This window comes from Paenibacillus sp. T2-29 (assembly GCF_052921365.1).
In genome coordinates, this window is the sequence record NZ_JBREVE010000003.1 from 1 (window position 1) to 14123 (window position 14123).

The 14123-nt window shown below is 33.1% G+C and carries 13 protein-coding genes and 3 pseudogenes; 13 read left to right on the forward strand and 3 right to left on the reverse strand.

Annotation, left to right across the window (positions count from 1 at the left end; genetic code table 11):
* Window positions 1–433: 433 nt before the first annotated feature.
* The 10 genes and pseudogenes from ACU1JV_RS09480 to ACU1JV_RS09525 all read left to right on the forward strand — a co-directional run.
* Window positions 434–772, forward strand: coding sequence for a CPBP family glutamic-type intramembrane protease (locus ACU1JV_RS09480; RefSeq protein ID WP_413987557.1), 339 nt, complete (start codon window positions 434–436; stop codon window positions 770–772).
* 176 nt (window positions 773–948) lie between these two features.
* Window positions 949–1131: pseudogene (locus tag ACU1JV_RS09485) on the forward strand (helix-turn-helix domain-containing protein); the annotation flags it as partial.
* A 1068-nt stretch (window positions 1132–2199) separates the two neighbouring features.
* Window positions 2200–2931, forward strand: a complete 732-nt coding sequence (locus ACU1JV_RS09490) for a YiiX/YebB-like N1pC/P60 family cysteine hydrolase (protein WP_052452867.1) — start codon at window positions 2200–2202, stop codon at window positions 2929–2931.
* 65 nt (window positions 2932–2996) lie between these two features.
* On the forward strand, window positions 2997–4169 hold the full coding sequence (locus ACU1JV_RS09495; protein WP_238791158.1) for a YncE family protein: 1173 nt from the start codon (window positions 2997–2999) through the stop codon (window positions 4167–4169).
* Between the two features lie 17 nt (window positions 4170–4186).
* Window positions 4187–4465: a hypothetical protein gene (locus ACU1JV_RS09500; protein WP_137078189.1), complete on the forward strand. Its 279-nt coding sequence runs from the start codon at window positions 4187–4189 to the stop codon at window positions 4463–4465.
* 199 nt (window positions 4466–4664) lie between these two features.
* Entirely contained in the window at window positions 4665–4988 is a 324-nt protein-coding gene (locus ACU1JV_RS09505) for a hypothetical protein (RefSeq protein WP_165084563.1), read from the forward strand.
* A 113-nt stretch (window positions 4989–5101) separates the two neighbouring features.
* A pseudogene (locus tag ACU1JV_RS09510) lies at window positions 5102–5350 on the forward strand (WXG100 family type VII secretion target); the annotation flags it as partial.
* A gap of 418 nt (window positions 5351–5768) precedes the next feature.
* Window positions 5769–6020: a hypothetical protein gene (locus ACU1JV_RS09515; RefSeq protein ID WP_165084565.1), complete on the forward strand. Its 252-nt coding sequence runs from the start codon at window positions 5769–5771 to the stop codon at window positions 6018–6020.
* A 213-nt stretch (window positions 6021–6233) separates the two neighbouring features.
* Window positions 6234–6782 carry an RNA 2'-phosphotransferase gene (locus ACU1JV_RS09520; RefSeq protein WP_165084567.1) on the forward strand — a complete coding sequence of 183 codons (549 nt, stop codon included), beginning with the start codon at window positions 6234–6236 and terminating at the stop codon, window positions 6780–6782.
* A 196-nt stretch (window positions 6783–6978) separates the two neighbouring features.
* Window positions 6979–7098, forward strand: a pseudogene (locus tag ACU1JV_RS09525) (DUF1805 domain-containing protein); the annotation flags it as partial.
* Between the two features lie 960 nt (window positions 7099–8058).
* Here ACU1JV_RS09525 and ACU1JV_RS09530 read toward each other — a convergent pair.
* From ACU1JV_RS09530 to ACU1JV_RS09540, 3 genes are read right to left on the reverse strand one after another with little or no spacing between them, the layout of a single operon-like run.
* Window positions 8059–10008, reverse strand: coding sequence for a DUF3732 domain-containing protein (locus ACU1JV_RS09530; protein WP_413985847.1), 1950 nt, complete (start codon window positions 10006–10008; stop codon window positions 8059–8061).
* Between the two features lie 8 nt (window positions 10009–10016).
* Window positions 10017–10511, reverse strand: coding sequence for a three component ABC system middle component (locus tag ACU1JV_RS09535; RefSeq protein ID WP_413985848.1), 495 nt, complete (start codon window positions 10509–10511; stop codon window positions 10017–10019).
* Entirely contained in the window at window positions 10511–11644 is a 1134-nt protein-coding gene (locus ACU1JV_RS09540) for an ABC-three component system protein (protein ID WP_413985849.1), read from the reverse strand. The genes ACU1JV_RS09535 and ACU1JV_RS09540 overlap by 1 nt, the downstream gene beginning before the upstream one ends.
* Before the next feature lie 579 nt (window positions 11645–12223).
* Between ACU1JV_RS09540 and ACU1JV_RS09545 the strand changes: the two genes are divergently transcribed.
* The 3 genes from ACU1JV_RS09545 to ACU1JV_RS09555 all read left to right on the forward strand — a co-directional run bounded on the left by ACU1JV_RS09545 (window position 12224) and on the right by ACU1JV_RS09555 (window position 13806).
* Entirely contained in the window at window positions 12224–12517 is a 294-nt protein-coding gene (locus tag ACU1JV_RS09545) for a hypothetical protein (protein ID WP_249930740.1), read from the forward strand.
* A 362-nt stretch (window positions 12518–12879) separates the two neighbouring features.
* The gene (locus ACU1JV_RS09550) at window positions 12880–13446 is read left to right on the forward strand and encodes a hypothetical protein (RefSeq protein ID WP_413985850.1); all 567 of its coding nucleotides are present in this window, start codon (window positions 12880–12882) and stop codon (window positions 13444–13446) included.
* 18 nt (window positions 13447–13464) lie between these two features.
* Complete coding sequence (locus ACU1JV_RS09555) at window positions 13465–13806, forward strand: hypothetical protein (protein ID WP_243208155.1); 342 nt, start codon at window positions 13465–13467, stop codon at window positions 13804–13806.
* Window positions 13807–14123 lie beyond the last annotated feature (317 nt).

A 14123-nucleotide genomic window follows, 5' to 3' on the forward strand; every position in this document is an offset into this window, starting at 1 on the left:
ACTATCGACGCTTGGCCACTCGCTATGAAAAAACAGCGAACATGTTCATGGCTTTTTTGACGCTGCTTTCAATTCGTTTATGGCTCAAATAGGTTTGCGTACAGGCCCTAGCATCATGTTTATTTATTCTTTTGTATGTACTATTAAGTTGAAGGGAGGAAATAAGCTTCCTTGGTGGACATATCCAATCTTTTTAGTTCTTATTCCGATAGTAGCTTCTTACCTTGTTCGTTGGATTGGCGATGATATGACTTCAGGAATTGTTATAAACTCAAATCCACAACAATTAAAATCTGCATCAACAGAAGATTTAAAATACTCTATATTTTCAGCGATACGTTCAGGCTCCGAAGAGGTATGGAGATACTCAGCAATATTCTCTGCTATGTATTTTTTTCAGAAACAATTAAGTAAATTATATTCATGCTCATTGATGAAGTATCTATTCTTAATGATTTCATTTTTGATCATTACATTCCTTTTTGGGTGGATACATACTCTGGGTTATTCCAATTCATACTTTAATTTCGATGTAATTATAGTGACTGGTACTACAGGTTTACTATTTGGATTGGTAATGCTATTAACTAGAAATGTATGGAGTGCTATCTTAACTCATATACTATTCAATCTTTACACAACTTTTCGATTGAATGAAAGGTCTGCTTTTGAGCAATATAATGATATACTTGTAAGTACTGCCATATTAATACTCCTGTTGTATGTATGTGCTGTTATGTTGCTAGCAATTAAAGAAAAGCACAGAATATGAATGAAAGTCAACAAGAAAAAATGAGTAGTGCTTGGAAAAGTTCAATGTAGTTAAGGATAAGATATACTGAAATCTTTTCTTTATTCAAATATGAAAGTTGGACATTAAATGGCTAATGATTTTAATGCTCAAGGTTTTTATGTAGTCGTAGGTGGAAATATTGAAAATATCGTAAACTTCAAAACGATAGCTTACAATCACTGGCTGACAAGATAGGAGTAACCAAGAAAACTGTTCATCGATATGAGGGAGCGGAAATAAGAATTAGTATTGAGAAATTAATACAGGTAGCCTCGATACTGAATACGACAGTTGAGGAACTAACAAGTAGAATTTTAAAGTATGATGATACAAAATAAAAGTTTACTTTCTTAAAAGTCTTTGGGACATTTTGTCCTAGAGATGGCATACATATATGAATTGAGTTAGCCTATTAAAGTGAAAGAACATGAAAATAACACCAATGACACTTCCACTCCGCGTTTCTTGTTACGATTCACGATAGAGGTTTGCTGTTTTTAAAAACATATAAATATAAATGATTTTTCGAATTTTAGTGTTATACAATTTAATTTCAAAAAAACTTAAAAACCCCTTGATTCATCAAGCTTTTTTGAACATTTTTCTCCGATATTCACGATACACATTACGATGTTGATCATATTTACCCAAAGTCCTTATCCCATCTATGTTTTAGCTATTTTCTCGATACGGCAACGATGTAAATATATTCAGGCATCATTTTGAACCATAATGGCTCAAAAAGCCATATGGAATATAGTATTTATGCACATATGAGCAATTTTTACGATTGAACTTCGATACGGGTGTAGTTACAGGCTATCTCTACAGTGTCTCCAAAGTTGGTGAAACCCTCATATGGTTGAAACAGCGTCAACTTCCTATCCACTTTACTGTGAACATCAAAATATTACTTTCAAACTATGATTACAAGTAGCTTGAAAAAAATAGATCAAATTGACTTTTATTGAATCTATGTATATAATTTGAATATATTGGATAGTTATTCTTATCCAAAAGCTTAGAATATACATTTTTAATCAAAATTAGAGATTATAGCACATGTATAGATCGCCCAAATCTATATTTACCATTACATACTTTTTTAACATAAAGCTCTGTATTTAGCCTTAAATAATTGATTGTTATTGGACGGTTACTCTGCCGGACATAAACAATATATTCGCAATTTCTACTTCTTACTTAGAAGGTGATTGCGTAAGCTCGTATTTCTATTTGACTTATGGAGCTAACTAACTAAATTTAACATACATCATCCTCCAAAAAATAGACATACGAGACTCTGTCATATGGAGGGACAAAAAAATGAAGTATGGATAAATATGTAGACAAACTTTGAACAAGTATTCTCTTATATCAATTAAATCCCATTTGGAGGTATAATCATGAAAAAAGTTCTTAGTTTAGCTTTTTCCGCTAGTCTTGCTCTAAGTATCCTTCTTCTTCCCAGTGCAAACATTTATGCCGCCGATGAAACATCACCTTCCTTCAGTGTTAATGACAATTCTTATCAAAAAATGAAAGATGCTGGAATGAGTGATAATGATATTGAGTTACTCCGTAAACATAATGAAAATGATCTTCGTATCATAAAAAGCGGGGAATTGGAAGAGAAGGCATTGAATGACCAAAAAACTAGCCAATCGCTCACTGATAGCTCGGAGAATCCTAGGTTAGCAGCATCAAGTTTAGGAACAGTCGGTGATATTTTAGTTGCCTATAACGCAAGTTCGTGGGGTATTGATTTCGGATATCCAGGACATGCTGCTATTGTTTCCTTACTAAGTGGTAAAACAGTAGAATCATTCCCAGCTGATGGAGTTCAATATCACACAAATGATTGGAGAGGTCGCTCAAATGTTTATGGAATGAGCGTTAAAGGGGCTTCGGGTTCCCAATATAGGGCAGCTGCACAATATGCAGCTAATCAAATTGGAAAACCCTATAACTGGAATTTTGTTAATCCATGGACGGAAGCTAAATTTTATTGTTCACAGTTGGTATGGAAGGCTTGGAAAACTCAGGGGATTGATGTTGATTATATAACAATTGATCCTATTGTTACCCCAATGGAAATAGCTAAATCCGGTAATACTTCAATTTACTATAGTAACTAACAAACCTAATCACTCACAGGAATATATATTTTTTCCTGTGAGTGATTTCACTAAGGGGGGACATTATGCTCTTTAAAAAAAGAATAAGAATTATTTTTGCAACTTTATTTTTACTTGGATTAGCGATTTCAACGTTTTGGTTTACTACAACACATCATTCATTGAAAAATATAACAAAATCCGAGACATTTACTGTTGTTTATTCTAATGCAATGGATGACGGTGCAGAAATTGTGAAATACAGCAATAAAGGCGAGATTTTAGACAAAAAAAACTTAGTTAATGCCCAGTCACTTTATTATTTTGCCAAAGTAAAGAATGACTATTATTTAATGTCTGAACGAAAAAATAGACATTACATACTTAATCAAAATGGAATTCTTCAACCATTTTTTGGACCTAATAAGTATGGAAAAGATAGGAATATCGGAACTTCATTTTTAAAAGAAAGCGACAATCATCTATTTTTCTCCATGAACGTGGGTATTAATCCGAGTTATTCTCCCACACAGTACACGAATGAATTGGTTTATTTCGATAAAAAAAATTTGAAATATAGAAATATTCTTTTGAATGGATATTTATTATCAACCGTTGAATACAATAATTTGGCATACACTTTATATGTGAACAATAATGATAATTCTGTAGGCATTTATGTCATTGATTTAAAAACATCAAAGAAGATCAAACAATTCACTATAGAAAATCGTTTACATGGTTTAAAAGAATACTTTCCGGTAGGACAGAATGGAGCATCACTACAAATATTTAAAGGCAAGCTTATTGTATTTCTTGATGGCAATACATCTGATACACAATTTCATCCTATAATGCAGATAATTGACCCTAAAAATGGTAAGTTAGAAAATGAAACATCATTGTCAGATACTTCATTTTTGTTTTATGACAGCCAAATTTACAACGATAAATTATATATTCTCTCTGAAGACTTAAATTATACTATTTTCAATGACCTCAACAAAAATCCTAAAAAGCTGAGATTAAAACAAAGCAATTCTGTATCCGAAAAAATACAAAATGAGAAAGGAATAATATCTGGAGTACAGTATCTTGCAGGATCTGTTTTTGTCCTATATGATTATGTCAAAAATTCTCCTGTTGATAGAATAAGAGAAATAAGAGAATATGACTTATTGACAGGTAAAGAATTACATGTCATTCCTCTAGCATTTAAATCAAACAAGGAAATGATTCGTTTTTTTCTGACTAAATAACTTTAAGGAGTGATATTATGATTTATTGGTTATTTCCAAAACTTAATCCTCTCCTCCCTACTTTTTTACTTTGCCCCATTCTTGCAATCTTGATCGGAGTATGTTTCGCCTATTTCAAAGGAAACATCTACTTAGGATTAATTCTAGCCTTGTTACTGCCTCTTATATTTATTGCCACCAATTTAGAAACCACTGCAGTTAATATAGATGCTTGGATTTTATATGGTTTTATCTACGCAATTATTACGTTTGTGGCTTATAAGATGGCATTTTCACAGTTAGGAAAATCGAGTTAATTTTTTCACACTATTACCAATAGTCACCACGATAACTTTTCGCACACTAACTTAGGTGTAACAGACAACGATTCATCTCTCGCTTTCAATCCAGTTTATTTGCTAATTAGAAATCATTCCGAAAATGATGGGTCTGGTTACCCGATTAAATTTTCTAGGAATGGTTATACAAATTAATTAATGAAAGGTTAGGGAAGAAGTGAAGGCTATATTAAAATTTTTGATCCTTACTGTTACGCTTGCTGTAGTTATTGGTAATAATGTTTTTGCTAGTGACGATACTTTTGAAGAAATGAAGGGCGTTACAAAAGCAATAGTCCCTGACAGTGTATTAGAAGAACTTAATCATCCTGATAAAATTTATACTAAAGATGGATTATTTATAAAAAAACCGCAATCTCTCCATGATGAAGATAAGTTCAGTCAAGATGAAGTAGTCTACGACGTTTCAAAGACTACTGATGAAACTAAAGCAATCATTCAATATGACGCTACTTACATCAAGGAAGAAGACAGTAAATAGATTTGTGTACTAAAGTATTTGAAAAGTTAAGTTGTATAATTGGAATATCTAGGGCGACTTCGGTTGCCCTTTTTATTATGCTCAATTTAGCCAAGTCTTTTTCCAACACTTTGTCATTTGGTATCCCATAAGGAATGTATCAAGGGTACATGGAACGGGCGGCTAAACAACATGATTCATGGAATGACATGCTTAATTTCGGTACATTTGGAGTAAGGAGTATGATTCAAGAGGCATTTAACCCAAACAATGCCTGATCAAAGGAACACTGGGCTAATATGATCGGTACAGTAGGATTGTTTGGAGGAGTTAGCTCAGTGATCAAACCCAAGCTTGGATTGAAATCATCCATTAAGTATGAGATTCCAAAGAATAATACAAATTCAAAAGTGGGTAATTCAATAGAAACTGAACCTAAAACAGAAGTACAACCAGGTGGAAGAAACGATCTTTCAATTGATGAATATTATCGTAGAGAAACTAAAGCAGATGAGACATAAGATCAAATCAGTGCTTCTGATAGTGATGTCAGAGCAATAGCTGAAAATTCTGTGATGAAAGAAAGTAGAGTTCAAAGAATCAAAGAACACGTTCTCAGAAACGAACACATGAGGTCAAGCGGTTATGGCAGATTTCATTCTGATTACGAAATAGCTCAAGCATGGGATAGATTACAAAAAGGATTACAAACACAAAAAGAGATATGGATTTGCTTAACCATGAATTGTTTGAATCCCGATTTGAGAGTATATTTTAAAACAGACTAGAGGAGATTTTATAATGGGGGCATTTGTTTTACTTTTTAAAGAACATGAAGATGAGACAGTAGTTATTTATAGATATGGCCCAAATGAACACATTATGGGGAAAATTCAATTGAACACGGAGACTAAGTTGTTCTCTGAAATTGAACCTTTATCAGATCCAAGTCATTCAAATAAATTTTATTTTGATAGGGCTGCACAGCGGATGGCACGTTGCTTCATTAAAGAAGATGGTATATTTCCCGACGAGATGACATTTGAATCATAAAGTAGTTTAAGAAGTTCAATTACTATCTTTGCCTGTTGACGTTTAATTCAATTACACGGTTAGTTAAACGCAATAACTTTTAACGCATGATCCCTCAATTCGGTGAAATGCTCAATACTTTCAATCATGGTGGACTGTTTAAAAAATGAGAAGCTATATCTAAAATTCCAACTCAATATAAAGAGACAAATATTTTATTAGAAGGAGTATATTATGTTAACACCAAAACAAGAAGTGAGCCTTAGTAAATTTATGAGTAAGATTCTTAGGCATACACCAGAACAGTTTGGTCTTGAACTGGATCATGAGGGCTATTGTGACATTCAAGACCTGCTTCGAGGAATAAAATCAGAGGATAGATGGTCTGATGTCAGTGAGTCGGATATCAAGCAAGTAGTAAGCCATTGTCCAAAACAAAGATATGAGATGGTAAATGGGTACATAAGAGCTAATTATGGACACAGTGCAGGCAGATTAAATTATGAGGAAGCTACTCCACCAACGATTCTCTATCACGGTACAAACACAAAGGTAATCCAAAACATTTTCACCGAAGGAATTAAGCCAATGGGCAGAAAGTATGCGCATTTGTCTGAATCTCTTGAGTTTGCAATTTTAGCAGGCAAAAGACGTGGAGAATTAGTGATCCTTGAAGTAGACACAGCAAAGGCATTGGCTAATCAAGTGAAGTTTTATAAAGCCAACCACGGTGTTTGGCTTGCCGACCTTGTGCCGCCACAGTACTTAAAAAAGTTTGAATAAAGCGTAACCCAGACCGTTAACGATGATCACCGAGACTAGATGAGAAAAAATTCGTCTGGTCTTTTTGATATCGCCTATTTTGCTGTACATACATTCCCCTCCTAATATTTTGAATGTATCCACGGGTGTCCACACTTACCCGCAAATGCCGCATAAAATATCCCGGATGAACAAAGAGGAGGTGCATGTAATAACCATGATACACATGGAACCCATTCAAGTGGGTGAGCATACATTTATCGGAGTTGAGGTCAAACTGCCTAAAACAACGCTATTGACGATCTCTAACTCCCGTGGTTACATCATGTGTGGTGCGTCTAATATGTACCGAATTCGAGGTGGTGAAATTTTTCGATGTTTAAGCCGTAAAGTCAAACGGGACAAGCTTTCATAGCAATTTTCGATTTACTGATCTGTACTGATACATTCTATTAAAATCTTATAAATGACTGAATTTTGTGACCGCATTTGTGACCTTTTGAAGGGGGACAAGCATGTGACTGTGTATCCTATTCCTGTGTAATAAAAGGAGAAATTAACAAATCAACAAGTGGGTGAAAAACATAATTGATTTTTGATAGACAGGAAATTCCATCTATTATTATTCTTGCTCTTTTTGTTTTTTAGATTGTTGTATGGCATTGTGCATCCTGAAATCAGTGATAATTTTCCTGAAGGAGTTACGGGTACAGTTAAATGGTTCTTGGAGTTAATTCGAGGTGCTATTACCTTATTACAGCCCGATTTCTCGAATGCTTGATTATAATACCTCCTAACAATACAAATAACCTCCTTAAAAACGAACGTTGAGAGCGTCTCGGAAGGTATGCGTTGCTCCCATATTGATGGTAATTAGATTTTACTGTATCTAAAGACGATAACATTGACTCATTTGAGCAGTTTGGACTGTATCACGATATTGGAAGAAAGGGAGAATAAATACTAGAACATTGCCCAACGGTCAATGCAGCAAAGGATCAATAATTCTACTGAAAAGATGTTGTTTATATAAAAGATCAAATACAAGAAGTCGAATTTCAAAGGGTGATTTCTTCATAATGAAGAATTCCTGACTTCTTGGAATTCATTAAAAATATTCTTTTTATACTTTATCTTTACTTTAATATCAAAGGTTTTCACATAATAAGAAAAGCCTAAGTTTAACTTAGTGTAAACTACTGCTGGTTGTTATTACTTAATCAAAATCAGTACTGGAGAAGCTTAGCATAGTTGGGAAGAACACAAAAACTCCGAGCTTTACGGAGTTTCTTGTGTGTTATATAAGTGCTTTACCATTTCGCCAGGTTCTCCGTGTTGATTGCTCAAATTTTGTACGCTCATTTTGAGTCTGCATGGAGGAAGAATCTACATGGTCAACTACGATCAATTGAGGTTTTATCTCAGTATCTATATAAATTTGTTCAATTTCATCGAACATAACTTTGTACATTTTTGTAACAGCGAGTTTGTCATTTTCAATTTCTTGCGTAGACTTTTTGCTATCACTTTCTGTAATATCTTGTGGAAAGTAAACTTGGCTTGGTTGATCAAAAAACATAATTAGAGGCATAGGCGATTTATTTTTTTGAGAAGTAAAATAGCGCAGAAGACTTAAAAAAAGTGCAATGTGGCATGATACCCAGTTAGCACCGCTTCCCATTTCACTTAGGCTAACTCTTTCTCCGTATTTACCTTCAAGTGCAAGTTCAAATTCCTCTAAATTAAATGTTAAATTATACTGTTTAAATTCTTCTTCAAAATCAAGTTCACTTTTTAGTCTGTTCATATTCTGATTAATTCTTTTGAGTGCTATTTTCTTCTCTGCATCAAAATTAAATTGAGCAAGTTTATTATTACATTCATCAATTTTTATTTGAATTTCTTCAAGTTCTTTATCCAGATTATTAAAAAGCCCCTTATCAATTGTCTCAATATAAATTTGAATTTCTAATCTACAGTATTCCAATTTTTTCTCTAAGCCAAATCGATTACTCTGGGACAAATAATTTCTTTCTATATTTCTTTTTTGTGCCCATAAGCTCTTAATTTTTTTTATAACTCGATCCATTTCTTCAGCAATTTTCCTTCTTTCTTCAGAAAAATGATCTGTACTTGTTGTAATTAAACTGATCTCATCTGTAAGCCATAAAGAAGCTTTTTCAACTTCTTGTGTGATTTCGTGTAGATCATTGCATTCTGAACCGCATAAAGGACAGGCAAACTCAATTTCATTGTGCATAGATAGTTCGGATTTATATTTTAATGTTTCTAATGAAGAAATATAGTCACTACTGTTGTCCGCTGCCGATTCTAGTTTAATCAATCTGCTTTTAAACAGTTGCTCTTGTGCTCTAAGATCCTCTATTTCACTATTGATTTCCTCATAACGTGATACGATTTGATCTGAGGTATATGAGTTCTCATTAAGAGTAGGTAAATTGTTCGCTATATTAATCAGCTCTTCTAAAGTAGGTTTTGTCTTAAAGTCAATTCCAATTAACGCATGATAATTTTTCACTTTTGGCAAAAGATTATTTAAAGCATCAGCTTTAATTCTCTGATCACTTACTAGATTGTTTTGAATTTTCTTTAATTCTTTTTTGTATGTGTTTAAGAGCATAAGAGTAGAGTAGTACTCTTGGCCGACGATACCAGCAAAAATGGGGAACTGTTGTATTACATCCTTTTTCTTCTGATAGTCATCAAATCTATAAAAAAGTGCGAATTTACTAGCCATTAAATTTTGGTGTTGAAACATGTATGACGTCATGTGTCTTAGGGAAGCCGATTCTTTAGTTTCCTCAGCATTATCTTTAACATTTGAAACTCGAAGATTTAAAGTTTTTTCTAATTGCTTCTGTACAATCTTGTAATCTAGGAATTTCTCATCATTTAAATAAGATTTAGTTAGTGTAAAACAAGTTACTTCACTAGGTATCGGTGAAAAAAACATTCGCTTTTTCTCTAAATAAGTATTTTTTCTTGCTAAAATATATCTTTTTGAATCAATAACGAGGATCAAAGAAAAAACACTTGCAAAGTCCGTGATTTTACCCTTTGGAATGGTTGATCGGGAACTACAAAAGCAATAATCAATAATTTCAACTAGAGCACTTTTCCCTGTTTTAGATTCTCCAGAGATGATATTCATTCCCTCGTTTAAATCGACAAAGCGTTTTTCTTCTTCGTTATTTAGTATAATAATTGCTTCTATTCTGCTCTTCATAATAGCACCTACGCTTCTATTTTAAGTTCTAAAAAGTTTTCTAATTCGGTTATTTCAACATTCCTAAGTATTACACCTAAATAATGTGCACTTTTGAAGTATTCTCTGACAGAAACAGGTATCCTTTTGAAATCAAGTTTATCTAATAAAATAATCTTTGTCTTAAATTTAATCTTCCTTTGACTTCCCAGAATGATAATGCTTTTTTTGGTAGCATCGATATATTCCTCAAATAAATCCGCGACTTGGCTCAAACTAAATTTCGAATTTAATTTTAAATTATAGTCGTTAAACTGAACTTCCTTTGAGAAGATGGAATATAAAGTACTATTTGATCTTGCTGTATTTAATCTATCTCTGGATTCTTTATACATTACAATAGGTAGTACGTAAAAGATTTTCTTTAAGTCGACTTCTTTGTTATAACCCGTTAGGAATGCTTGAACTATTTTGCTTAAAAAAAATGGGTTGTACATTAAAGTTTCAATGTGTTGTATGTTCATTAGTCATCACCTATATGCCATGTTAATTGTTTGTTATCTACTATGCTGTGAATAACACCTCTTTGAAAGAAATCTCGATTATTACTTACACCATTTATTTTGCGTGCTTCCATCTTCATTGATTCTAAGTACAACTTTTGCGACTCTGTTAAAATCCTTTTGGTATCATTCTTGCAATTAAGCTTTGATAATTTTTTACTAGTAGACAATGTTTTTTGTAATTGTTTTCTGTAATCTTTTAAATCCTTAGATTTTACAATATTATTTTCAAAATATTTAATTACAGTTTTATTTGTCCTACAGTAATCATTTATGGCATCTGTTACTTCATCAGATAAATCTATCCTTTGTATCTCTGAAACAAAGTGCTTTTTGATTAATTCTTGCTGTTCAGAAATGTTTGGTTCATAATCCTCGAAGGAAAGTTGTAGTGGCGTTTCAGAACTATCTGTAAATCTTTTGGCATAATTTTTAAAAAGGGTATTAAAGTCCTCATACGTGATCTCCCATCGCTTTTGATGTATCGGGAGTGTAAGTAAAACACCTATTAGAGCAGATACAAACTCCTCAATTTGTTTCTCATTACCTAGAAATCTAAATGTGGTTTTGTAGTACTGATTAATAATTGTTTTTATGGTTTGTTGTTCAGAAAGAATTTTAAACCGACCTAGAATACATTTTAGTTTCTCTGGATCGTGTTCAGGGGAAAAAATTTTATCATACAATTTTCTGAACTTTTGTTCATTCGTTTTTTTGTTTTCGCCAATAGCTTTGAACACAAGATATCTTTTATCAAGGTCAATAGAATGCCATTCACGAAAAATTGATTTTTGAGATAGTTTGGCTGTTGTAAAAAGTATCATTTCATCAATTTTTATATATTTATTCGAGTTGTTGTACCAATTCCAAACGGTATTCCAAATTTCCTGGCTCCTATCGGATAGAGTAGTCTCATCTAAATGATGCTTAACCTCAATTTGTTGCGAAGATGTAGATGTAGATATCTTTGTGACATCTCCAAGATGCTCTATGACAATTTTCTCATTTGAATTCATTTCTAGACATTTAATTAAGCCAATGTAAGTTTGATATATAAAACCAAGAGTTTTTAACGTATTATCGTTGGTAGTCATTAGGTCCCCCCTCTTAATACCTATGCTTGCCTTGTTCAGGTGTATAAAGACAAGAAAAGACTACATTTTGGAATAATTTTTCTTCTATAACTATACTATATAGGTCGGAAGAGGGGGAGGGTATTGTTAAAATTTTCAATAAGATTCTTCGAATATACTAAATGTTGCTACGAGAGAGGTGTTAAAAAATTACCAATGTAAGCTTTTGATTTACTAAGCTATTGATATCATTACGTATTGGGAATGGAGTGCGGCTGGAGGTACATGTGTGAAGGCTATCCAGTACAAACGTGAGGAACCTTCGCTGTCGTTTATTCAGGCTATTGAACGTACTGAAGACGAAGCGCGAGGGATTGCTTCAGGCTTCTAATGTGTCACGTGACACAACTATAAACCGAATGGAGAAGATACAATATATGCCCACAACTAATAGACAAGTGATTGTCACGACCACTACGGAAATTCCGTACCACTCTGACCTAACAATTGAAAAGCTCTGCTACTTCCTCGAAATTTCACCTGAAGCAACGATCATTATTGACTTGATGAAATTTCACCTTAAAACGATTGATCGACTAAATGAGTTTTGTTGAACGATTGCTGTTTGAAACTAGCGGTAGCGTACCTGAATTATCATTGCTTGCTAAAATGAGAAAAGAGGACATCGACAGACACAGCTACACCGACAAAGCGACTTTCGTTTACGATTATTATTGCGATAAACAATCTGCATTGGAAAAATTGTTTCAAGAACCTATGAATCAATTCAAATTGAGTCAACTTGAGACAAAAAGTCCTTATGAAATTTATAGTGCTCGTCAGGAAAAAGGGAAGTACTGTACAGCGGTGGAAGTATCACTATCTCTTATGTAAGCAAAAAAGCCTCTACGGGAACATTTTTGTAGAGGCTGAGTATTTATTAAACTTAATAAAATTATCATTTTATTAGAGAGGGGGATGACTATTCTCCACACCTACATTACACAATAGCAAAAAAAGGATGATCAATTTGACTTTTGTAGAATTCATACATATAATTTGAATATATTGGTTAGGAAATTTTATCTAATAATATGAAATCAAAACCATATTTAATTAAAAAGAGAGATTTTAGTTACATATAATTAATTAAAATCCATTTTAACCCTACATATTATTTTCATAAGCTTAAAATCTTCGTTAGTTACTTTTTTTGTCAACAACTAGCGCAAAAAAAGTTTCTATAAATAATACTATTGGAGGTACTTATTAATGAAAAGACAATTGCTACTCTCTTAATGTCGACTTCTTTGGTGTTATCTTTAGCTTCCGTAGCTTCTGCTGACAGTTCCTCGATTGACAACACATCCTCTGCCGCCTCATCTGAAGTACAAGTTATTAACTTGGGCACAACAGGCAACGATGCTTATTTACCATCCACACCTGAAATAATTACAGATAATACTAATTCTGTAATTACCCCGATGTCTACAGATGGTCAAAATATAAGCTATAGTTTCCGTAATGTAGATGATCATATATGGTCTTCAAGCCCTCTACCAATTCACAGATCTGGGAGGATCTCTCTTACCTTAGTTCAGGAATCGATTAGAAGTGAACCAGCTATAGTTAATTATCAATTCATGACTAAGGACTATAAAAATAAGTCCGAGGTAATTCAAGTAAATGGTAACATTAACGGTGGTGATGAAAGAACAATCACATTTTATGATGTTCCTAAAGGTACAGCAGACAATCCGGTGTATTTATACATTGGAAATCACACTGGATACCCGATTTCAGGAAATGGATATACGAAATAAAAAGGGATGTGAGGCACAGTGAAAGTTAAACCAAAAACTTGGGGACTGACTATTCTGGCGGTAGGTGCTATTGCACTCACTGGAGTTATTACAAATAACGTTTATGCGAATAGTGATATTCCTAGTAAATTAGAAAGTGTTACTAACGAGACGGTTCCCCCTGACATATTAGAAGGATTTAATCATCCGGATAAGATATCAACTAAGGATGGAATGTTTGAAAAAGATACAAAATCAATCCAGGCTGCTGGGGATTTCAGCAAAGATGAAGTAGTCTACGATGCTTCAAAGACTACAGATAAAACAAAAGCGATCATTCAGTATGATGCAACTTATATCAAACAGGAAAATGCGGAATAGTGAATCTGAAGCATAAAGAGTTATTGTTGAACGTTTTTATCAAATGAACATAGGACGACTTCGGTCGTCCTTTTTATTGTACTTATATTGTTCACACTAAAGAAGCTACAAAAAAATAATTGTTCATTCTTAGTAACTATTGCCTTAATGTGCAATAAATAATGATAATATAATGAAAAAAAGTCTGTCGAAAGGAATAATGAATGAAAATATGAAAGGTATATGATTTTATACCAAAAGATGGTACAATTAAGATCGATAGAACATTTTACTACTTGTTTCATAACTAAATAATAATTTTAACTATGCATCGTACT